Origin of the sequence: Methylobacterium sp. 1030 (assembly GCF_040544715.1) — a bacterium.
Lineage (GTDB): Bacteria > Pseudomonadota > Alphaproteobacteria > Rhizobiales > Beijerinckiaceae > Methylobacterium.
Genome location: NZ_JBEPKM010000009.1, coordinates 131,391 through 153,402, shown reverse-complemented (window position 1 = coordinate 153,402; position 22,012 = coordinate 131,391). Strand labels below are relative to the sequence as shown.

Annotated in this window: 14 protein-coding genes; 8 read left to right on the top strand and 6 right to left on the bottom strand. The window is 72.8% G+C overall.

From position 1 onward, the window contains the following. Positions 1–6 precede the first annotated feature (6 nt). From ABIC30_RS14900 to ABIC30_RS14880, 5 genes are all read right to left on the bottom strand, one after another. Positions 7–960, bottom strand: a complete 954-nt coding sequence (locus ABIC30_RS14900) for a phosphatase PAP2 family protein (RefSeq protein WP_103984966.1) — start codon at positions 958–960, stop codon at positions 7–9. Positions 961–1,034: 74 nt separating this feature from the next. After that, positions 1,035–2,069 carry an acyltransferase family protein gene (locus ABIC30_RS14895; protein WP_354455599.1) on the bottom strand — a complete coding sequence of 345 codons (1,035 nt, stop codon included), beginning with the start codon at positions 2,067–2,069 and terminating at the stop codon, positions 1,035–1,037. Between the two features lie 133 nt (positions 2,070–2,202). Then, entirely contained in the window at positions 2,203–2,706 is a 504-nt protein-coding gene (locus tag ABIC30_RS14890) for a cupin domain-containing protein (RefSeq protein ID WP_020092621.1), read from the bottom strand. 132 nt (positions 2,707–2,838) lie between these two features. Next, positions 2,839–4,371: a glycosyltransferase family 2 protein gene (locus ABIC30_RS14885; protein ID WP_354455596.1), complete on the bottom strand. Its 1,533-nt coding sequence runs from the start codon at positions 4,369–4,371 to the stop codon at positions 2,839–2,841. Positions 4,372–4,390: 19 nt separating this feature from the next. Beyond that, entirely contained in the window at positions 4,391–7,522 is a 3,132-nt protein-coding gene (locus tag ABIC30_RS14880; protein ID WP_354455594.1) for a rhamnan synthesis F family protein, read from the bottom strand. 336 nt (positions 7,523–7,858) lie between these two features. Between ABIC30_RS14880 and ABIC30_RS14875 the strand changes: the two genes are divergently transcribed. From ABIC30_RS14875 to ABIC30_RS14845, 7 genes are all read left to right on the top strand, one after another. Continuing rightward, positions 7,859–8,863 (top strand): AAA family ATPase, encoded by a 1,005-nt coding sequence (locus tag ABIC30_RS14875; RefSeq protein ID WP_100251474.1) that lies wholly within the window; start codon positions 7,859–7,861, stop codon positions 8,861–8,863. 2 nt (positions 8,864–8,865) lie between these two features. Further along, positions 8,866–9,777, top strand: coding sequence for a DUF58 domain-containing protein (locus ABIC30_RS14870; RefSeq protein ID WP_354455592.1), 912 nt, complete (start codon positions 8,866–8,868; stop codon positions 9,775–9,777). Positions 9,778–9,784: 7 nt separating this feature from the next. After that, positions 9,785–12,604, top strand: coding sequence for a DUF4159 domain-containing protein (locus ABIC30_RS14865; RefSeq protein ID WP_354455590.1), 2,820 nt, complete (start codon positions 9,785–9,787; stop codon positions 12,602–12,604). Between the two features lie 334 nt (positions 12,605–12,938). Continuing rightward, positions 12,939–15,020 carry a membrane protein gene (locus ABIC30_RS14860; protein WP_042671469.1) on the top strand — a complete coding sequence of 694 codons (2,082 nt, stop codon included), beginning with the start codon at positions 12,939–12,941 and terminating at the stop codon, positions 15,018–15,020. Positions 15,021–15,171: 151 nt separating this feature from the next. Then, on the top strand, positions 15,172–17,097 hold the full coding sequence (locus ABIC30_RS14855; RefSeq protein ID WP_020092628.1) for an extracellular solute-binding protein: 1,926 nt from the start codon (positions 15,172–15,174) through the stop codon (positions 17,095–17,097). Between the two features lie 14 nt (positions 17,098–17,111). Continuing rightward, positions 17,112–18,959 (top strand): extracellular solute-binding protein, encoded by a 1,848-nt coding sequence (locus ABIC30_RS14850; protein WP_020092629.1) that lies wholly within the window; start codon positions 17,112–17,114, stop codon positions 18,957–18,959. 4 nt (positions 18,960–18,963) lie between these two features. Beyond that, positions 18,964–20,067: a microcin C ABC transporter permease YejB gene (locus tag ABIC30_RS14845; protein WP_091926174.1), complete on the top strand. Its 1,104-nt coding sequence runs from the start codon at positions 18,964–18,966 to the stop codon at positions 20,065–20,067. 19 nt (positions 20,068–20,086) lie between these two features. Here ABIC30_RS14845 and ABIC30_RS14840 read toward each other — a convergent pair whose 3' ends face one another. Further along, positions 20,087–20,578, bottom strand: a complete 492-nt coding sequence (locus ABIC30_RS14840) for an Rrf2 family transcriptional regulator (RefSeq protein ID WP_056525927.1) — start codon at positions 20,576–20,578, stop codon at positions 20,087–20,089. Positions 20,579–20,770: 192 nt separating this feature from the next. Here ABIC30_RS14840 and hmpA point away from each other — a divergent pair, with 192 nt between their 5' ends. After that, complete coding sequence (hmpA, locus tag ABIC30_RS14835) at positions 20,771–22,012, top strand: NO-inducible flavohemoprotein (RefSeq protein ID WP_354455586.1); 1,242 nt, start codon at positions 20,771–20,773, stop codon at positions 22,010–22,012.

Below are 22,012 nucleotides of genomic sequence, written 5' to 3'. Positions count from 1 at the left end.
CGCGCGTCAGGCCCGCCCGGGTGCGGGTCCGCCCTCGGGCGCTCCGGGACTGGGCGCGTCCGCGGCCCACCGCCGCCCGAGCGCCCGCGCGGCGCAGATCGCCAGGACGGCGATGACCAGCCCGGCGATCACGTCGACGAAGTAGTGGCCGCCGTCGATCGGCGTGGCGGCGATGAGGAGGACGTTGACGAGAAGGGCCGGGATCCGGGCCGCGCGCAGGTGCCAGAAAGCCCAGATGTAGAGGGCCCCCAGCGCCGCGTGGAAGCTCGGGAACGTGATGATGCCCTCGACGTGGTCGAGGGAGATCGTCCGGAGCGCGCCGTCGCGCAGGCCGGTCAGGTCCGCGACGTGGACGTAGGACGCGGCCGGGTGCAGGTTGGGGAAGTCCGCCGGGGACAGGCCCAGGTACACGAAGTTCGCCAGGGCCGGCGTCAGCGCCGAGATCAGGACCGTCACCGTGCCGGCGAGGGCGAAGGCCAGGACGAAGTCCCGCAGGGCCCGCAGCCGGCCGCTGAAGCCCAGCAGGATGACCGCCAGCATGGTCTGCAGGATCAGGCTCCGGTAGGCCAGCGAGAGCGCCAGCCCGAGCCGCGGATGGCCGTCCACGAAGGCCAGGTAGGCGCGCCAGTCCAGTCCGAGCCGCCGGTCCCAGGCGTCGAAGGTCGAATCCCAGAGCGGGCCGCCGGTGCTCGCGACGGTGTACGACAGCGCGGCCGCGCAGGCGCTGAAGGCGATGACCTGCGCCAGCGCGCTCAGCGTCGCGGCGATGCGCGGCTCGGGGCGTCGCGTGCGGTAGACCTGCGCCAGGGCCTCGAGCCCGCCGCAGGCCGCGAGGGTGACGAGGGCGCTGTCCCAGGCGAAGTGCAGCCCGGCGACCGCCATCCAGACGATCGTGGCGACCAGCGTGGCGGCGATGAGGGGCCACGCGCCGACGCCGCCGCGCGGGCGCTCAGCGAACATCGGGGCCCCTGGCGTGTGGCGCTGTCATCGAAGGTCTTGCCGCCGGAATGCCGGCGGATCGTCCCGCACAAGTCTTAAGGATCCGCCCCGGGCAAGCCCGGCCGCGCGCGACGCCGGCGGCCGGCGAGCCCGTCGACCAAGCCGTCGACAACACTGTCGGCGGCCGCGCGGACGGCCCGGATCGGCCCGCGCAGCCCGCGAGCCGCGATCAGGTGCAGGGGCAGGCCGATTGCGGCGAGCAGCACCAGGCCGTCCCACCGGTCCCAGGCGGGCCAGTGCGGCGCCAGGAGGAGGAAGACGCCGCTGACGATGTAGAGTTCGAAGCTCGCCCGCCCCAGCAGGCCGGCCGCGGCGCGCGGCGGGCCGCGCAGCCGGCCGGCGACCGCCAGCGCGAACGCCGAGCCCGCCACCGCCGTCACGGCGAACAGCGCCGGGTCGCCGTAATGCCCGGTCGCGACGTGGACGAAGTTCCGCGGCGCGGAGAGCAGGAGCACGGCGAGGCCGCAGGCGCCGAGCAGCGCCGACACGTCGAACGCCCGTGGCCCGAGCCGCAGGCCCGCGACGTAGAACGGCAGGGCGCCCACGAGCGCGTGGACCTGCCAGTACGGGAACGCCCGCGCGCTGCAGGTCCACGACAGGGCCAGGGCGCCGCCCAGGACGATCCAGTAGCCGCCCGGGAAGGTCGCCGCGCGCGCCGCGGCGTCGATCACCCGCACAAGCCCCAGGGCGACCAGGAACCAGAGCACGCCCAGACCGAAGTCGCGGCCGCACAGCGCGTCGCCCAGCGCGTCCCCGGGCGACAGGGTGCCGGCGAGGGCCTGGGGCACCAGCGCGAGGGTGCCGAACGCCAGCGTCACCGCCACGAGCCGCAGCGCGGAGCGGCAGGCTTCGCCGAGACTCGCCTCGCCCTTGATCCGGTCGACCATCCCGCAGAGCAGGAAGAAGAACGGCATGTGGAAGGCGTAGATGACCCGCCAGACCGCGAGGGCCGGCCCCGGCTCGGGCCCCGACGGGCCGTAGAATACGGGCTGCAGCAGGTGGCCGGACAGGACCAGCAGCACGGCGAGACCGCGCGCGGCGTCGAGCTGCAGGTCGCGGGGTGGGGGCATCGGGTCGGTTCGCGGCGTCGGAGCGCCGAAGATGCCGCGCCGAGCCTTAGCAAGCCGTGTCACCGGATCGCGGGATTCAACCTAGATTACGCCTCGTCGGCGCGGCGCGGCGGACGCCGCCGGCGCCCGCGCCTCAGCCGGCGACGAGCGCCCGCGCCCGGCGCAGCCAGCGCAGGGACGCCTCGACCAGGGTCGGGCTGCGGTGCTTGAGGATCGCCGATTTGAGGAGCGTCCTCGGCACCTCCCAGAGCTGGACGGACCCGACCGGGAAATGCGCCACGTCGCCCGGCGTTAGGTGGTGGCGGCTGCCGTCGGCGTCGGTGACGAAGACCTCGCCGTCGAGGATGGTGATGATCTCGTCGGCGTGGTGGGTCCAGCGGAACGTGCTGGCCGTGGTGCGCCAGAGGTAGACCTGCGCGCTGCCGTCATGGGTCTGCGAGACCTCCGCGACCTCGGTGACGGGGTCGCCGGAGACGACCCAGTCCGCCGGGATCGGCGCCGGGGCGAAGGCGGCGCCGCCGGACCGGACCGCCGTGCTGGCGACGGGACGGCCCCGCTCGTGCAGCCGGATCTCCGCCGCGAGGCCGACCAGGGCGAGGCCGACGAGGAGGGCGGCGGCGGTGAGCGGCTTCTTCACGTCGGGCTCCCCACCCCGGCGCGGACGGTTCCGTCCGCGCATCCGCCACGATGGGTAGAGGCTCGGACTGCCCCGTTCCAGGCCGCCGCGCCGAACTTCGCGCGTTTAGCTTAACCCGGGCGCGCCGGCCGCTCAGGCGGCGTCCGCCCGGCGCTCCGCGATCCAGCGCGTCGCGTCGGCCCGCGGGGCGACCACGTCGGTGTCGATGCGCAGCTGCGGGCTGTAGGCCGGATCCTCCGCGATGACGTCACCCCAGCGGCGCAGGAAGCGGGCGATCTGCGAGCCCGGCGCGAAGCTGGTCTGCCGCGAGGCGCTCTCGTGGTGCGCCAGCTCGGCGAAGGGCGTGTAGACGATGCGGTAGCCGAGCTGCCGCATCTTCAGGCACAGGTCGACGTCGTTGAAGTCGAGGGCGAAGCCCTCGTCGAAGCCGTTGACCGCCTCGAGCACCGCCTTGCGGGTGGCGAAGAGCGCCCCGGTCACCGCCGAGCAGTCGCGCTGCGTCAGGGCCCAGTCGCCGTAGGTCGGCTCGGCCGCGTCCCGGTTGTACCAGGGGTGGGCGAACACGTCGAAGATGCCGCCGGTCATGCCGGCATGCTGGATCTTGCCGGTGGGGAACAGCAGCCGGCCGCCGGCGCCGCCGACGCCGCGGTCCAGCGCGAAGGTCAGGAGCGCCTCGATCCAGCCGGGGCGGCGCACGACGAGGTCGTCGTTCATCAGGATGACGAGGTCGGTCTCGGCCGCGCGCCAGAGGGTGTTCATCTTGGCCGCGTAGTTGAACCGCTCGCCCGGCGCCCGGGTCGTCAGCAGGCGGGTCACGGTGAAGCGGTCGGAGCGGCCGCGGTAGATCGCGTCGTCGGCCACGTCGTCGCCGATCAGCACGCGGATCCGGTCGGCCGGGTAGGTGCTGCGGCCGAGACTGTCGAGCAGGTTGATCACGTGGGGCTTCGCGCCCTCGACGGCGCGGCCCTGATCGTCCTTCGGGCGGCTCTGGTTGGTCGGCACGACCAGGGTCACGGCCGGCCGCGCGTCGAAGCTCCGGCGGATCTCCAGCGTGTCCGGGGTCAGCCCCGGGGCGGTGCGCAGCGGCATGCCCGAGGCCTCGAACCAGCGGTCGAGGGCGTGGGCGCGCGCCGTGCGCGTCGCCTTCGGGCGCTCCAGCGGCGAGGCGATCAGGGTCTGGGGGATCCGGTCGATGCCGATCCCCGCGGAGATCGCGCCGAGCAGGAATCGGAACCACGCGGCGCTGCCGTGGCGCAGGCCGAAATCGGGGCTCAGGCCGGCCAGGGCCGAGACGCGGATCAGCAGCGGGAAGCCGATATAGTCGTCGGCCATCAGGAGGGCCGGGTTGAAGGCCGGCTTGCAGTGGACGCTGCGGACCTGGCCAGCGCCGTCCACCACGGCGTCGTCGCCGTAGAAGATGCCGATATCGGGCCGCTCCGCCAGCGCGCGCGTCAGGTGCGCCGCGAGGTCGGGGCGCAGCTCGGAGGCCGCGGGCGCGACGAAGATCGCCCGGCAGGCGGGGAACTGGCCGGAAGCGACCTGGGCGAGCCGGCGCTCGTCGAGGGGGCGGAGCTGCCCGTCGAGGGGCAGCGGCAGGATCGCGTCCGGCCACGGGAGCGTGCCCCACGAGGCCGACGGGGCCGGGACCGGCTTCTTCTTCAACACGGGTCGCGTCTCCGGGGATTCAGGACCGTTCGGCGGCCAGGATGCGGGTCAGGCTCGCCTCCATGGCCCGCGCCACCGCGCCGATGGACAGGCGCTCGCGGATGCGCGCCCGGGCGGCGGCGGCGATCCGGGCCGCGTCGCCGCCGGTCACCGCCCGGGCGGCGTCGTTGAGGGCCCGGGTCAGGTCCGCCTCGTCCACCTGGCCCCACTCGGCGCCGCGCAGGTACGGGCCGTAGGTCTGGTCGAGGGCCGTGACCTCGGCCTTCACGGGGAAGCCGCAGGTGGCGTCGAGGAAGTCGCGGCAGCCGCCGTAATCGGTGGCGACCACGACCTTGCCCATCTCCATCGCCTCGGCGATCGTCAGGCCGAAGCCCTCCGAGGAGTGCGACGACGCGTAGACCGCGCAGAGATCGAACAGCGCGCCGAGCTCGTTCTGAGAGAGCGGCTGGTCGATCACCACGACGTCGCCGGACGTGCCCACGAGGTCGAGGAGCTTCTTGCCCTCCTCGGGCAGGTCGAACACGTGCTTGGTCTTGAGCACGAGCTGCCAGCCGGCCTGCCCGAGACCCGCCGCCCGGAAGGCCCGGATCAGCGCGTGCGGATTCTTGCGGGCGAGGTAGCTGGAGCCGTCGAAGGCGTAGAGGATCACCCGCTTGGACGGGTCGATCGCGAAGGCCTTGCGCAGGTTCGCCTTGGCGGCGGCGCTCACCGGCTCGCCGGCCTCGTTCTCGACCACGTAGGGCACGACGTCGACCGGGATGTCGGTGATCTGCCGGAAGATCGCCGCGCAGAACTCCGTGGGCGCCCAGATCGCGTCGAGGCCGTCGACGGTCGGCAGCCAGCCCCCGGGCACGTGCGAGGTCTCCCAGACGAACAGCCCGATCTTCAGCCGCGCCTCGGCGGCGATCGCCCGCTGCCGGTCGCTCATCAGCGAGTGCCAGCTGTCGCCGTTGAAATGGACCAGCGCGACGTCGGCGGGGCCCGAGAAGGTCCGGGCCTGCCACGCCGGCGCCACCCGGGCGTGGACGTGGAACGGCCGCTCCATCGGGTGGACGTTCAGCGCGAAGGGGGTCCGATGCAGGGCGCGGGCGTAGCTGCGGGCCGCGACGCCGAGGCCGTTGGCGTAGTTCATCGGCGAGACGTAGGCGACGCGCTGCGGCCGCTCCGGCGCCCGGGGCCGGCGCAGGTCAGCCCAAATCCTGGCCCCCGGATACGTGTAGGTCACGTCGAGCCGGTCGAGGTCGAAGCCGCGCTCGGCGATCGCCTCCCGCACCGCCGCCCCGCCGATCGCGGCGTGCTCGCCCAGCAGCGAGCGCTTCACGAACGGGAAGCCCTGGCTGAGCATGTTCTCCCAGTCGAACAGGGTGCGATTGTTGCGCGGGTCGTTGACCAGCGACATGTGCTTGTTCTGGGCCGAGAACAGGCTGCGCATGCCGAGCCCGGCCGCCCGCATCCGCTGCGAGAAGGTCAGCTCGTACTCGGTGATGACCGCGTTCTTGTCCGGCCAGTTCGCCACCGACAGGAGGAAGTGGTTGAACGCGTACGAGGACAGGCAGCGCCGCTTCAGGGCCAGGAAGAAGCTCTGGAGGTGGTGGCTGTAGTAGAAATTGTCGGCGAGGCCGATCACCGCCTCCGGGAAGGCGTCGATCTTGGCGAGCAGGCCGGCGAAGTCGTCGCGGTCGAGGGGCCCGACGAGGCTGTCGTTGGCGAGGTAGAGCGTCTCGGAATCGAGGAGGTCGGTGTCCTCCAGGAGGACATGCGCCCAGGCGGCGAAGTCGAAGCCGCTGTTCTCGCGCAGGTAGACCGAGGCGCAGAGATCCAGGATCGCCTGCGGCACGGCGTTCTTGTGCTGGTCGGCGGCGATGATCAGAACGAGGTCGGTCCCGTTCTCCGCGAAGGCCTTGAGGTAGGGCTCGACGTGGCCGCGGATCCGCCCCTCGGGGCAGTGGGTGATGAACAGGGCCGTGCGGCCGTGCCGCCGGGGCTCGCGCTTCAGGCAGGAGAGGCGCGCGTCGGAGGCTTCCGGCACCGCGGCCCCGGGGACGCGGCGGGTCAGGCGGCCCGCTTCCAGGCCAGTGGTGACGTAGTCGATCAGCGGGTTGAGGCCGAGCGCGGCGACCTTCGGGTAGCGGGCGCGGTACCAGGGCGCGTCGAAGCGCGGCGACGGGCTCGTCGTGCGGCCGCCGTCGGCGAGGAAATGCGCCAGCGGATTCGGCCCGGCCGCGTCGTCGCGCAAGTAGGTCTCGGTGTACCAGCGCGTGTCGAACCAGGGCCCCGGGTCGAGGCCCTCGGCGGCACCGTGCTCGAGGTAATGGACCAGCGGGTTGAGGCTGTCGGCCCGCACCTCGGCGGACTGGGCCGCGTACCAGTCGGGATCGAACAGCGGGTGGGGCGCGTAGCGGCGGTAGCCGCCGGCCATCACGTAGTGCTCCAGGGGTTCGAGCCCGCTGGTCTCGGCCTCTGGGCAGCGCTCCCGGTAGAAGGCGGCGTCGAACAGGCCCGACCGGCGGATCAGGTCGACGTGACGGGACAGGCCGGCGAACTCCTCGGGGTTGCGGAGGTAGCCCTGCTTCCGGCCGGTCTCGAAGAAGTGGCTCAGCGCGTTGCCGCCGGCCGCGCGGGCGTCCGGGTAGCGGGACAGGTACCAGGCGGTGTCGAAAAGCGGCGACGGGTCGGTGTCGCCCCGCGCCAGGAAGTCGGCGAACGCCCGGGCGCGGTGCTCGGCGCCGCCGAGGTAGCGCGTCGCGTACCAGTCCGGGTCGAACAGCGGGTTGGGGCGGATGCCGGCTGCGGCGCCGCGGTCGAGGTAGTGGAGCAGCGGGTTGGTGCCCTCGGCCCGGAGGCCCGGGACGGAATCGAGGTAGAGGTCGCCGTGGAACAGCGGGTGCGGCCAGCGCCCCTCGCGCCCGCCGTGGACCGCGTAGTGCACCGCCGGATCGATCCCCTCGCCGACCACGTCGGGGTAGCGCCTCGCGTACCAGGCCGGATCGAACAGGCCGGATTCCTTGACGGCGCGGACGAGGTCCGCCTGGCGGGGCTCACCGCGGCGGCCCCTGAGGCGCCGGGTCAGCGGGCGCGCGAGGGACTGCGCCGCGCCGGCGAGGCCGGCCTTCTCCGACGATCCGACGGCGAACACATCACGAAGGCGCATGGTCAGGTCCGGATACGCGGGAAGCCCGCAAAGCTGCCCACGCCGCGATCCGCGAGAGACATCAGAGGGTTCGGCCGGTCCGGCGGTCGCGGGTGAGGATCGCCCCGGCTTGGGCGCCTTCCTAAAGGTCCGGGTCGCCCACGCCAAGAGCGGGGCGGGATCGGCGTCCGACCCATCGCGGGCGGCTCCGGTCTCGGCGAGGGCGCCGGACGCCGCCAACGCGGCCGCGAACGGGCGTGCGGCGATCCCGACCTTGCCAGCCCGGCACCTGAAGCCCCACACTTGCGGGATTGGCCGGCGGGTCCCGCGGGGCCCGGGCAGGAGATGGATATCGGCATGACGCAGGGGATCAACCCGGCCACCACCCTGGACGACGGCATCGTGGCGACGGCGGAGAGCTGCCTCGCCGACGTCGGCGCGGCGCGGGAGGCGATTCACGGGGTGATCTTCGGCCAGGAGAAAGTGGTCGATCTCGCACTCGTGACCATCCTGGCCGGCGGCCACGGCCTGCTGGTCGGCCTGCCGGGCCTCGCCAAGACCAAGCTGGTCGAGACGCTGGGCACGGTGCTGGGCCTCGACGCGCGGCGCGTGCAGTTCACGCCAGACCTGATGCCCTCCGACATCCTCGGCACCGAGATCCTAGAGGAGGACGCCGAGCGCCGCCGGGCCTTCCGGTTCGTGCAGGGGCCGGTCTTCACCCAGCTCCTGATGGCCGACGAGATCAACCGGGCGAGCCCTCGCACGCAGTCGGCGCTGCTGCAGGCCATGCAGGAGGGCCACGTTTCGGTGGCGGGCGCCCGCCACGACCTTCCGCGGCCGTTCCACGTGCTGGCGACCCAGAACCCGATCGAGCAGGAGGGCACCTATCCCCTGCCCGAGGCGCAGCTCGACCGCTTCCTCCTGGAGATCGACGTCGGCTACCCCGACCGCGCCGCCGAGCGGCGGATCCTGATCGAGACCACCGGCGTGGACGAGGCGCGCCCGCGGGCCGTGATGTCCACCGAGCAGCTGCTCACCGCCCAGCGCCTCGTGCGCCGGCTGCCGGTGGGCGAGGCCGTGGTCGAGGCGATCCTCGACCTCGTCCGCGCCGCCCGGCCGGACAGCGGCGACGCCATCGTGAAGGACAAGCTCCTCTGGGGTCCCGGCCCCCGCGCCAGCCAGGCGCTGACGCTCGCCGCCCGCGCCCGGGCGCTGATCGAGGGCCGGGTCGCGCCGTCGGTGGCCGACGTGAAGGCGCTCGCCGAGCCGGTGCTCAAGCACCGGATGGCGCTGAGCTACACCGCCCGCGCCGACGGCGAGACCATCGAGGGCCTGATCGCCAAGCTCGCGGAGAAGCTCTGACTTTGGTCGCGACGAACGCCCTCGACGCCGGCAGGCGCACCCCCGGCCGGCGTGAGAGCGAGGGCGCGACCGCCCTCTCCGACAAGATGCCCCGCCTCGTCCTGGAGGCGCGCCGCGTGTCGAGCCTGCTGGCCCACGGCCTCCACGGCCGCCGCCGCGCCGGGCCGGGCGAGAGCTTCTGGCAGTTCCGCCCCTTCGTCACCGGCGAGGCCGCGGCCCGCGTCGACTGGCGCCGCTCGGCCCGGGACGACCGGCTCTACGTCCGAGAGCGCGAATGGGAGGCGGCCCACAACATCTGGCTGTGGATCGACCGCTCGGCCTCGATGGGCTTCGTGTCGGACCTCGCCTCGGCGCCGAAGATCGAGCGCGCTCTGATCCTGGGCCTCGCTCTGGCGGACGCCTTCGTGGAGGGCGGCGAGCGGGTTGGCCTCCTCGGGCTGACCCGGGCCAGCGCGTCGCGGGGGATCGTCGAGCGCTTGGCCCAGGCGCTCGTGGCCGACACGGCCGGCCTGACCCAGGACCTGCCGCCCCGGGCCAGCCCCGCCCGCTTCGACGAGGTGGTGCTGATCGGCGACTTCCTGACCGAGCCCGACCGGATCGCGGCCTCCGTGCAGAGCCTCGCCGGCCGCGGCAGCCGCGGCCATCTCCTCATGGTGGCGGACCCGATCGAGGAGACCTTCCCGTTCACCGGCCAGGCCGTCCTGCACGATCTCGAGGGCGGCCTCACCCTCGATATCGGCGACGCCGACGCCTGGGGCGCGCGCTACCGCGCCCGGATCGCCGAGCACCGGGCGGCGCTCGCCGCCATCGCCCGCGGACAGGGCTGGACGCTGACGATCCACCGCACGGACCGGCCGGCGAGCGAGGCGGCCCTGCGGCTCGCCACGCTGATCGCCGCCCGCGGCACGGAGTGAGGCCGCCATGCTGGGTCTGACCTTCGCGGCGCCGCTGGCGCTCGCCGCCCTGATCGGCCTGCCGGCCCTTTGGTTCCTGCTGCGGGTGACCCCGCCGCGCCCCCGCCCGATCAACTTCCCGCCGCTGAAGCTCGTCGCCGACCTGATCCCGCAGCGGCAGACGCCGGCGCGCACGCCGCCCTGGCTGCTGATCCTGCGGCTCCTGATCGCCGCCGCCCTGATCCTCGCGGTCGCCGGCCCGGTCTGGAACGCCGGGGGCGTCGGGGCCGGCGGTGGCCGCAGCGCGCTCCTCGTGCTCCTCGACAACGGCTTCCCGGCCGCCCACGACTGGCGCGACCGCCTGCGCGTCGCCACCGACGCGGTCGAGGGCGCCGCCCGGGACGGACGGCCCGTCGCGGTGATCGGCCTCGCCGACGCCCCCGCGGCCTTCGAGGCGAAGACGCCGGCCGCCGCCCTGGAGCGCCTGCGCGCCCTCGCGCCGCGCCCGATCCTCCCCGCCCGCGACGCGCATCTCGCGACGATCGAGACCTTCCTCGACAAGAACCGGGGCGCCGGCCTCGTCTGGATCAGCGACGGCGTCGCCGGCGCGGGCGACACGCGCTTCGCCAAGGGGCTCGCCGACCTCGCGGGCGACAGGGGCGCGGCCCTCACGGTGCTGCGGGCCGACAGGCCGCCGGCCCTCGCCCTGACCGCCACCGAGAACGCCGGCAAGCTCGTGACCCACGCCCTGCGGGCGGCGCCGAACGGGCGCGACGCGGGCGTGATCCGGGCGCTCGACCAGAAGGGCCTGCCGCTCGCCGAGCGCGACTTCGCCTTCGCGGCCGACGCCACCGAGGCGGACGCGACCTTCGAGATGCCGGTGGAGCTGCGCAACAGCATCAGCCGGCTGGAGATCGCGGGCGAGCGCTCGGCCGGCGCCGTGGTGCTGCAGGACGAGCGCGGCAAGCGCCGCCGGGTCGGACTCGTGTTCGGCGGCACCCTCGACCAGGCGCAGCCGCTCCTGGCGCCGACCTACTACCTGTCGCGGGCGCTCCAGCCCTTCGCGGACGTGCAGGAGCCGCGGGGCGCCAAGGGCACGGCGGACTCGATCAACCAGCTTCTCGACAATCAGGTCTCGGTCCTCGTGCTGGCCGATGTCGGCGCGCTCGACGAGAAGACCACCGCGCGGATCGAGAGCTTCGTGAAGGACGGCGGGATGCTGCTGCGCTTCGCCGGCCCGCGGCTCGCCGCCGGCAACGATCCGCTGGTGCCGGTGCGGCTGCGCCGGGGCGGCCGGACGCTCGGCGGCACGCTCTCCTGGGACAGCCCCAAGACCCTGGCACCGTTCCCGCCCGAGAGCCCGTTCGCGGGCCTGACGCCGCCGGCCGATATCGGCGTGCGCCGCCAGATCCTCGCCGAGCCGGACGGCGACCTGCCGAACCGGACCTGGGCGTCGCTCCAGGACGGCACGCCGATCGTCACCGCGCAGAAGCGCGGCCAGGGCACGATCGTCCTGTTCCACGTGACCGCCGACACGACGTGGTCGAACCTCCCGCTGTCCGGCCTGTTCATCGACATGCTCCGGCGCGTCGTGGCGCTGGCCGGCGCTTCCGCGCCGGTCCAGGGCGATGCCACCCGGGCCGCCCCCCCGGTGCTCGCGCCGCGGGTGACTCTGGACGGGTTCGGCGCGCTGGGCTCGCCGCCGGCCTCGGCCACAGCGGTGTCGGCCGACTACGCCGACCGGGCGAACCTCGAACATCCGCCGGGCTTCTACGGCCCGCCGGACGGAGGCATCAGCGTGAACGCCCTGAAACCGGATGACCGGCTGAAGCCCCTCGACACCGCCGCGCTCGAGGGCGCCCGGTTCGGATCCCTCGCCGGCGCCGAGACCCTGGACCTGCGGCCGAGCCTGTTCACCCTGGCGCTGCTGCTGCTGGCGCTCGACACCCTGGCGGGGCTGTGGCTCGGCGGCTTCCTGCGCCGCGGCGGTCTGGCGGCCCGCCTGCGCGGCCGTCCGGCCGTGCTGGCCCTCGCCGGCCTCGTCCTGCTCGCCGCCCTGCCGGCGCGCCCGGTCCGCGCGGAGGAGCCGCCGGCCAACCGGCCGAACGGCATCGAATCGGCGCTGGTCACGCGCCTCGCCTACGTGATCACGGGCGACGCCGCCGTCGACGAGGCGAGCCGCACCGGCCTCACCGGCCTGACCCAGATGCTGGCCGCGCGCACCGCGCTGGAGCCGGGCGAGCCGGCCGGGATCGACCCGGCGAAGGACGAGCTGGCCTTCTACCCGCTGATCTACTGGCCGATCGCCCCGAACCGGCCGCAGCCCTCGGACGTCGCGATCCGCAAGATCGACGCGTTCATGCGCAACGGCGGCACGGTCCTGTTCGACACCCGCGACGCGCTCACCGCCCGGCCGGGCGGGCCGCCCACCCCGGAAGGAGCCTATCTCCGGAAGATGCTGGCGACGCTCGAGGTGCCGGAACTGGAGCCGGTGCCCCTCGACCACGTGCTGACCAAGGCCTTCTACCTCGTGGACAGCTTCCCCGGCCGCTACGCCACGGGCCAGACCTGGGTGGAGGCGCTGCCGCCCGCCGCCGAGGGCGCCGAGCGCCGCCCGGCCCGCGCCGGCGACGGCGTGAGCCCGATCATCATCACCGGCAACGACCTCGCCGCCGCCTGGGCGGTGGGGCGCCGGGGCGAGCCGCTCTACCCGGTCGTGGGCGGCGACCAGCGCCAGCGCGAGATGGCATTCCGCGGCGGCGTGAACATCGTGATGTACACGCTCACCGGCAACTACAAGGCGGACCAGGTCCACGTGCCCGCGCTGCTGGAGCGGCTGGGGCAGTGATGGGTTCGGACACACGGCGCGCGGCCGCCTTCCCTCCCTCCTCTGCATGCCTGCAGATTCGAAGCGCGCGCGCGGCGCCGCGTCGGCAGGACGGGGCGCGGGTCCCCTCTCCCGTGCGGGAGAGGGACACGGTGAGGGGCCAGATCTCCCCGGACGCGGCGCTCCCTGCCGGCACATCGACGGCGTGCTCGAGCCTGTACCTTCCCGACCCTCACCCCAGCCCTCTCCCGCGCGGGAGAAGGAGCCCGTCGCGCCTGCCCGCGCCGCCGCGTGAGCGTGGCGGTTCATGGAATGAGGCGCGGCGCCGCCTCACGGATCCGGAGCGCTCCGCCCCATGCTGAGCCTCAGCTTCACCCCGCTCCTGCCCTGGCCGGCCATCGCCGTCCTCGGAGCGATCGTCGCCGTCCTGGCGGTGTTCGCCGTCCTGGCCCGGGGCCGCACCGCGCTGCTGCGCGTCCTCGTCCTCGCCCTGGTCCTGGCGGCGCTCACCAACCCCGCGCTGGTGCGCGAGGACCGGGAGCCCGTGAAGGACGTGGCCGCCATCGTGGTCGACCGGTCCGGGTCCCAGCAGCTCGGCGACCGGCCGCAGATGACCGACGCGGTCCGCGCCGAGCTGCAGCGCCGGTTCGGCGCGCTCACCGACATCGAGCCGCGCTTCATCGACGTGCCGGATTCCAAGGACGGCGACGACGGCACCAAGCTGTTCACGGCCCTGAGTCAGGCGCTCGCCGACGTGCCGCCGGAACGCCTCGCCGGGATCGTGATGCTCACCGACGGCGTGGTGCACGACGTCCCCGCCTCCCTGGCCCAGCTCGGCATCAAGGCGCCGCTCCACGTCCTCGTCACCGGTCACCCGGACGAGCGCGACCGGCAGATCAAGCTCCTGGAGGCGCCGCGCTTCGGCATCGTCGGCAAGGACCTGACGATCCGCGCCGAGGTCATGGAGCGCGGCGGGACCGGCCACGCCGTCGTCACGGTGCGCCGCGACGGCGAGGAGATCGGCCGGCGGGACGTCGCCACCGACAAGCCGTTCGCTCTGAACCTGCGCATCGAGCACGGCGGCCCGAACGTGGTGGAGATCGAGGTCGAGCCGCTGCCGGGCGAGCTCACCACGGTCAACAACCGGGCGGTCCTTCCGATCGAGGGCATCCGCGAGAAGCTCCGGGTGCTGCTCGTCTCCGGCGAGCCGCACCAGGGCGAGCGCACGTGGCGCAACCTCCTGAAGTCGGACGCCAACGTCGACCTCGTCCACTTCACCATCCTGCGGCCGCCGGAGAAGCAGGACGGCACGCCGATCTCGGAACTCTCCCTGATCGCCTTCCCGACGCGCGAGCTGTTCGTCCAGAAGATCAAGGACTTCGACCTGATCATCTTCGACCGCTACGCCAACCAGAGCGTGCTGCCGCAGGCCTATTTCGACAACATCGTCCGCTACGTCCGCGAGGGCGGCGCCCTGCTGATCGCCGCCGGCCCCGAATTCGCCGGACCGGCCAGCCTCGCCCGCACGCGGCTCGCCGGCATCCTGCCCGGCGACCCCGACGGCCGGGTCGTCGAGAAGCCCTACAAGGCGACGCCGACGCAGGTCGGCCAGCGCCACCCGGTGACCCGCGCCCTGCCGGGCTCGGACGCGAACCCGCCCGCCTGGGGCGACTGGCTGCGCATCGTCGAGGCCCGGACCCGGCCGGGGATCCAGCCGATCCTGTCGGGGGCCGAGGGCCTGCCGCTGCTCGCGCTGTCGCGCGAGGACAAGGGCCGCGTCGCCCTGCTCCTGTCCGACCACGCCTGGCTCTGGGCGCGGGGCTACCAGGAGGGCGGCCCCTATCTCGACCTGCTGCGCCGCCTCGGCCACTGGCTGATGAAGGAGCCGGCCCTGGAGGAGGAGGCGCTGCGCGCCCAGACCACCGGGCGCGGCCGCGAGGTGCGGGTCGAGCGCCAGACGATGGCGGACCAGGCCGAGCCGGTCACAGTGACGGGCCCCACCGGCAAGGTGACGACGCTGACGCTCAAGCCCCAGGAGCCCGGCCTGTTCACCGCGACCTTCGACGCGGAGACCCTGGGCCTGCACACCCTGCGGTCGGGCAACCTCGTGGCCTTCGTCAGCGTCGGGCCGGCCAACCCGCGCGAGCTCGCCGACGTGTTCAGCGACACTGAGCGCCTGAAGGCCGCGGCCGACGGGTCGGGCGGCTCGGTCCGCCGGGTCGCCGAGTCGGGCGGCATCCAGGTGCCGCGCCTCGCGCTGGTGCGCGGCGGCCGCCTCGCCGGCAGCGACTGGATCGGCTTCCGGCCGAGCGACAGCGCCAACATCCGCGGCGTCGAGGTCTACCCGCTGGCGCTCGGCCTCGCGGCGCTGGCCACGCTGGCGGCCGCCCTTCTCGCCATGTGGCTGGTCGAGGGCCGGCGGGGGCGGGCGGCGTGACGCGGACTTGCGGCTGGGCGCGCCTTCGGCCCCGCGCGGCCCTGTGCGCTCCCGCATGGTCGACGGGCGGCGGTCCGCGTCCTATGACCCCCTGACATGTCGAGAGAGTCCGCGTCCGGCGCGGGCTCGAACCAACGGAGACAGCCTGCCCGTGACAGCGCAGACCGTGACTGGACGCCTCCTCGCCGCGACACTCCTCGTCGCCTGCCTCCAGCTCGCCCCGGCCCTTGCGCAGGAACCGGCCGCGATGCCGTCGACGCCGCCCACCGTGCCGGCCACCCTGCCGGCCGCCAACGGCCAGTGGACCCACGCGATCACGCTGATGGGCCAGCCGAAATACGGCCCGGACTTCAAGCATTTCGACTACGCCGACCCGGCAGCCCCCAAGGGCGGCATGGTCCGGTTCGGGGCCCAGGGCGGGTTCGACAATTTCAACATCGTCGTCGCCGGCCTGAAGGGCGACCTCGAGAACGGCATCCAGCAGATCTACGATCCGCTGATGACCGAGTCGTCGGACGAGCCGTTCACCTCCTACGGCCTGCTCGCCGAGGCGGTGCGGATCGCCCCCGATCTCGGCTCCGTCTCGTACCGGCTGCGCGAGAACGCCCGCTGGCACGACGGCAAGCCGATCACGCCCGAGGACGTGGTCTGGTCCTTCGACGTGCTGAAGGCCAACAGCCCGTTCTACGCCGCCTACTACCAGACGGTGGCCAAGGCCGAGGTGACCGGGCCGCACGAGGTGACCTTCACCTTCACGGAGACCGGCAACCGCGAGCTGCCGCAGGTGATCGGGCAGCTGCGCGTCCTGCCCAAGCACTGGTGGACCGCCAAGGATTCCAACGGCAAGGCGCGCAGCGTCACCGAGACGACCCTGGAGCCGCCGCTGGGCTCGGGCCCCTATCGGCTCGCGAAATTCGAGGCGGGCCGCACCACCACCTACACCCGCGTGCCCGATTACTGGGGCAAGGACCTGCCGGTGAATGCCGGGCGCTACAACTTCGACACCGAGCGCTACGAGTACTTCCGCGACGGCACCGTGCTGGTCGAGGCGCTGAAGGGCGATCTCTACGATTTCCGGGTCGAGAACATCGCCCGGAACTGGGCGACCGCCTACGAGGATTTCCCCGCCGTGAAGGAGGGCCGCCTGATCAAGGAGGCGTTCCCCGAGCGCGGCATGGGCATCATGCAGGCCTTCGCGTTCAACACGCGCCGGGACAAGTTCAGGGACCCGCGCGTGCGCCGGGCCTTCAATCTCGCGATGAACTACGAGGAGATGAACAAGGCGCTGTTCTACGGCCTGTACAAGCGCATCAACTCCTACTTCTTCGGCTCGGAGCTGGCCTCCTCCGGCCTGCCGGAGGGCGAGGAGAAGGCGATCCTCGAGAGCGTCAGGGACAAGGTCCCGGCCTCGGTCTTCACCACCCCCTACGCCAACCCTGTCAACGACGGCCCCGAGGCGGTGCGCAGGAACCTGCGCGAGGCCGTCGGCCTGCTGCGCGAGGCCGGCTACGAGCTGCGCGGCGGCAAGATGGTCAGCAAGGCGACCGGCGAGCCGCTGACCGTCGAGTTCCTGGAGTTCCAGAACACCTTCGAGCGGGTCATCCTGCCGTTCTCGGCGCAGCTGAAGCTGATCGGCATCGACGCCACCCTGCGGGTCATCGACCAGGCGCAGTACCAGAACCGCATCCGCAACTTCGACTTCGACGTCACCACGGCGTCGTGGGGCGAGTCGCTCTCGCCGGGCAACGAGCAGCGCGAGTACTGGGGCTCGGCGGCGGCCGACAAGCCGGGCTCGCGCAACCTGATCGGGATCAAGGATCCCGGCATCGACGCCCTGATCGAGAAGGTCATCTTCGCCAAGGACCGCCACACCGTGGTCGCGGCGACGCGCGCCCTCGACCGGGTGCTCCTCGCCCACGACTACGTCGTCCCGCAATGGTCCTCCGACCAGCAGCGGACGCTGCGCTGGAACCGGTTCGGCCACCCGGCGATCCTGCCGCTCTACGCCAGCTCCGGCTTCCCGACGACGTGGTGGTACGACGAGACGCTCGCCGCCAAGACCGGGGCGCCCCGTTGACGGGCGGTCCCGGGATGCCGACCCGGCGCGGGCTGGTCCTCGGGGCCGGCGCGCTCGCGGCGATGCCGCCGTGGCGCCCCGCCCGGGCGGTTGACGCGCAGGAGCGCCACGGCCTGTCCAGCTTCGGCGAGCTCAAATACGGCCCGGACTTCGCGCATTTCGACTACGTGAACCCGATGGCGCCCCGCGGCGGGCGCTTCTCGGCGCAGCTCGCCGCGACGACCGGCAACCAGTCGCTCAACACCTTCAACACGCTCAACGTCTACGTGCTGCGCGGCGACGGGGCCGCCGGCATGCCCCTGACCTTCGACAGCCTGATGGTCCGCGCCCTCGACGAGCCGGACGCCCTCTACGGGCTGGTGGCGCGCGCCGTCACGGTCAGCCCGGACGGCCTGACCTACACCTTCGCGCTGCGCCCGCAGGCGCGGTTCCACGACGGCTCGCCGCTGACCGCGCGGGACGCGGCCTTCAGCCTCAAGCTCCTGCGCGACAAGGGCCACCCCGAGATCGCCGAGGTGATCCGGCCCATGACCGACGCCCGGGCCGAGGGCGACGGGCGGCTCGTGGTGACCTTCGAGCCGGGCCGCGCCCGGGACCTGCCGCTGTTCGTCGCGCAGCTGCCGCTCTTCTCCGCCGCCTACTACGCCGGCCGGGACTTCGAGGCCTCGACCCTGGAGGCGCCGCTCGGCTCCGGTCCCTACCGGGTCGGCACCGTCGATCCGGGCCGGTCCATCGGCCTGGAGCGCGTCCCGGATTACTGGGCCGCCGAGCTGCCGGTGAATGTCGGCCAGAACAACTTCGACGCGATCCGCTACGAGTATTTCCGCGACCGCACCGTGGCGTTCGAGGCGTTCAAGAGCGGTGCCTTCACGTTCCGCGAGGAGTTCACCGCCCGGGTCTGGGCGACCGGCTACGACTTCCCGGCGATGACCGAGGGCCGCGTGGTCCGCGAGACGGTGCCGGACGCGCGGCCGAGCGGCACGCAGGGCTGGTGGATCAACACCCGCCGCGCCGCGTTCCGCGACCCGCGGGTGCGCGAGGCGATCGGCCTGTGCTTCGATTTCGAGTGGTCGAACCGCAACCTGATGTACGGCGCCTACGCGCGCACGGCCTCGTTCTTCGAGAATTCCGACCTCAAGGCGACCGGCAAGCCCTCGGCCCAGGAGCTCGCCCTGCTGGAGCCGTTCAAGGACTTGCCGCCCGAGGTGTTCGGCGAGGCCTGGGCGCCGCCGGTCTCCGACGGGTCGGGCCAGGACCGGGCGCTGCTGAAGCGCGCCGACGCGCTCCTGCGGGAGGCCGGCTGCACCCGCCAGGGCGGCAACCTGCTGCTGCCCGGCGGCCAGCCCCTGACCCTCGAGTTCCTCGACGAGGATCCGGTCTTCCAGGCGGTCACGCAGCCCTTCATCCGCAACCTGGGGCTGCTCGGCATCAAGGCGAGCCTGCGCACGGTCGACCCGTCTCAGTACCAGGCGCGGCTGAAGGATTTCGACTTCGACGTCACGCCGCGCCGCTACAGCAGCGGGCTCACCCCTGGCGCGGAGCTGCGCGAGACCTACGGGTCCCGCTCCGCCGGGACGGCGGGCTCGAACAACCTCTCGGGGATCGCCAGCCCGGCGATCGACGCGCTGCTCACCGCCGTCGCCGACGCGACGTCGCGGGCGGACCTGACCACCGCCTGCCGGGCGCTGGACCGGGTCCTGCGGGCCGGGCGCTACTGGGTGCCGATGTGGTACGCCTCGACCCATCGCCTCGCCCTCTGGGACGTGTACGGCCGCCCGGCGACGCCGCCGAAATACGATCTCGGCGCCCCCGGGACGTGGTGGTTCGACGCCGACAAGGCCAAGCGGATCGGGCGGGACTGACGCCATGCTCGCCTACATCCTGCGCCGCATCGGCCTGATGATCCCGACCCTGTTCGGGATCATGCTGATCACCTTCACCATCGTGCAGTTCGCCCCCGGCGGACCGGTGGAGCGGGTGCTGTCGCAGCTCCAGGGCCAGCGCGACGGGGCCATGTCCCGCGTCACCGGCGGCTCGGGCGACCTCGGCGGCGCCAGCCGGCCGTCGGGCGGCGGCGACGCCAGTTCCCGCTACCGCGGCGCCCAGGGGTTGAGCCCGGAATTCATCGCCAAGCTCGAGAAGCAGTTCGGCTTCGACAAGCCGGCGCCCGAGCGCTTCGCCAAGATGCTCTGGGACTACGTCCGGTTCGATTTCGGCCGCAGCTACTTCCGCGACGTCACGGTCATCCAGCTGATCAAGGAGCGGCTGCCGGTCTCGATCTCGCTGGGCCTGTGGATGACGCTGCTGTCCTACGCGATCTCGATCCCGCTCGGCATCCGCAAGGCCGTGGCGGACGGCACGCGCTTCGACCGCGCGACCTCCTTCGTGGTGATCATCGGCTACGCGATCCCGGGCTTCATGTTCGGGCTGATGCTCATCATCCTGTTCGCCGGCGGCTCGTTCTACCAGTGGTTCCCGCTGCGCGGCCTGACCAGCGAGGGCTGGGAGAGCTTCTCGCCCTGGCACAAGGTGACCGACTACGCGTGGCACATGGTGCTGCCGCTGACCGCCCTGGTGATCGGCGCCTTCGCCACCTCGACCCTGCTGACCAAGAACTCGTTCCTCGACGAGATCCGCAAGCAGTACGTGCTGACCGCGCGGATGAAGGGGCTGTCCGAGCGGCGCGTGCTCTACGGGCACGTCTTCCGCAACGCCATGCTGATCGTGATCGCGGGCTTCCCCGGTGCCTTCATCTCGGCCTTCTTCACCGGCTCGCTGCTCATCGAGACGATCTTCTCCCTCGACGGCCTGGGCGAGCTGTCGTTCCGGGCGATCGTCGGGCGCGACTATCCGGTGGTGTTCGCCACGCTCTACATCTTCTCGCTGCTCGGGCTCGCGGTGAACCTGCTGTCCGACCTGATCTACGTCTGGATCGACCCGCGGATCGATTTCTCGGCGCGGGCGACCTGACCGCGCGGCGCGCGGATCCTCAGGTCTCCGGGAGGCTCGCGGCGCCGGCCGGCACCGGCGGCTCGTCGCGCGGGGGGCCGGCCAGTCCCAGCAGCGCCGCGATGGCGTCGCCGTCCGGCGCGCCGAGGAGGTCCGCCAGGGTGTAGCGGTCGAGGACGGCGAGGAACGCCGCCAGGGCCTCGCCCAGCACCCGCCGGAGCCGGCACGGGGCCGTGATGGCGCAGGCGCCGCCGCCGAAACACTCGACCAGCGCCAGGTCGTCCTCGGTCTGGCGCACCACGGCACCGACGACGATCTCCTCCGGCGGCTTCGCCAGCCGAAGGCCGCCGCCCCGGCCGCGGATCGTCCGGATCAGGCCGAGCCGACCCAGCTGGTGGACCACCTTGGTCAGGTGATTTTCCGAGATGCCGTAGGCGCGCGCGATCCCGGCGATCGAACTCTGCTCGGGCTCGTGGAGCCCGACGTAGATCAGCGTGCGCAACGCGTAATCCGTGTAGCGGGTCAGGCGCATCTCAACTCCAGAAGACGATCCCTGCCGTGGGGCGATGCGATGTCCGCCGCGGTCCGAGTCCGTACGCGCAGCCGCGGACCGGCACCACCGCTGGCAGGCGAACAGGCTTCGTCCCTATAAGATGTATTTCACTTGCATCTTTTCGAGGGGGCGCTAAAAGAAGCATGTCGTATGCACCTTTTGAGCTGTGCCATGCCCGCGCCCCTCTCCCCCTCCACCGTCGCTCTCATCAAGGCCACCGTGCCGGCCCTGGAGGCCCACGGCCTCACCATCACGAAGCGCATGTACGAGCGCCTGTTCGAGAACGCCGAGATCCGCGACCTCTTCAACCAGTCCCATCACGGCGAGACCGGCTCTCAGCCGAAGGCCCTGGCCCAGGCCGTGCTCGCCTACGCCCGCAACATCGACAATCTCGGCGTCCTGGCGGGCGCGGTCGAGCGCATCGCGCAGAAGCACGTCGCCCTGAACATCCTCCCGGAGCACTACCCGCACGTGGCCGACGCCCTCCTCGGCGCGATCGGGGATGTCCTCGGCGAGGCCGCCACGCCGGAGATCGCCACGGCCTGGGGGGAGGCCTACTGGTTCCTGGCGGAACTGCTTATCGGCCGGGAGGCCGCGATCTACCGCGACCACGCCTCCAAGCCGGGCGGCTGGAACGGCTGGCGCGACTTCGTGGTCGACAGCGTGACCCAGGAGAGCGAGACGATCCGCTCCTTCGTCCTCGTGCCGGCCGACGGTGGCCCGGTGCTGCGGCATCGGCCGGGCCAGTATCTCGGCTTCCTCCTGGACCTGCCGGGCCGCGGTGTGCTGAAGCGGAACTACTCGGTGTCCTGCGCGCCGAGCGACCGGGCCTACCGCATCACCGTCAAGCGCGAGGCGGCGCCGGGCCGTCCGGCCGGGATCGCCTCGAACTGGCTGCACGACCACGCGCGGCCCGGCACCGTGCTGAAGGTCGCCGCACCGGCGGGCGACTTCAGCCTCGACGCCGAGAGCGACACGCCCGTGGTGCTGGTCAGCGGCGGCGTCGGGCTGACCCCGATGATCAGCATGCTCGAGACCATTGCGGCGGACAGCCCGGACCGGCCGACCTGGTACGTCCACGGCGCCCTGTTCGGCCGCGTCCACGCCCTGCGCGACCACGCCCGGGCGCTCGCGGCGCGGGCCCGCGCCGCGACGGTCGTGACGTTCTACGCGGAGCCCGAAGCCGCGGACCGGCCGGGTGAGCACTACGACGTCCAGGGCCTGATCACGGCGGACTGGCTCGCGGAGCACACGCCGCACGACCGCGCGACCTACTACCTGTGCGGTCCCAAGCCGTTCCTTCGGGATCTCGCCACCGGCCTGCTGCGCCGCGGCGTCCCGGCCGAGCGGGTGAAGTTCGAGTTCTTCGGCCCGGCCGACGAGCTCTTCGAGGAGCCCCGACAGGCAGCCTAG

What these genes read in the sequence shown, in the direction of transcription:
- ABIC30_RS14900 (WP_103984966.1), bottom strand. Translation starts at nt 960, where the DNA reads ATGTTCGCTGAGCGCCCGCGCGGCGGCGTCGGCGCGTGGCCCCTCATC.
- ABIC30_RS14895 (WP_354455599.1), bottom strand. Translation starts at nt 2,069, where the DNA reads ATGCCCCCACCCCGCGACCTGCAGCTCGACGCCGCGCGCGGTCTCGCC.
- ABIC30_RS14880 (WP_354455594.1), bottom strand. Translation starts at nt 7,522, where the DNA reads ATGCGCCTTCGTGATGTGTTCGCCGTCGGATCGTCGGAGAAGGCCGGC.
- ABIC30_RS14875 (WP_100251474.1), top strand. Translation starts at nt 7,859, where the DNA reads ATGACGCAGGGGATCAACCCGGCCACCACCCTGGACGACGGCATCGTG.
- ABIC30_RS14865 (WP_354455590.1), top strand. Translation starts at nt 9,785, where the DNA reads ATGCTGGGTCTGACCTTCGCGGCGCCGCTGGCGCTCGCCGCCCTGATC.
- ABIC30_RS14860 (WP_042671469.1), top strand. Translation starts at nt 12,939, where the DNA reads ATGCTGAGCCTCAGCTTCACCCCGCTCCTGCCCTGGCCGGCCATCGCC.
- ABIC30_RS14850 (WP_020092629.1), top strand. Translation starts at nt 17,112, where the DNA reads ATGCCGACCCGGCGCGGGCTGGTCCTCGGGGCCGGCGCGCTCGCGGCG.
- ABIC30_RS14845 (WP_091926174.1), top strand. Translation starts at nt 18,964, where the DNA reads ATGCTCGCCTACATCCTGCGCCGCATCGGCCTGATGATCCCGACCCTG.
- ABIC30_RS14840 (WP_056525927.1), bottom strand. Translation starts at nt 20,578, where the DNA reads ATGCGCCTGACCCGCTACACGGATTACGCGTTGCGCACGCTGATCTAC.
- hmpA (WP_354455586.1), top strand. Translation starts at nt 20,771, where the DNA reads ATGCCCGCGCCCCTCTCCCCCTCCACCGTCGCTCTCATCAAGGCCACC.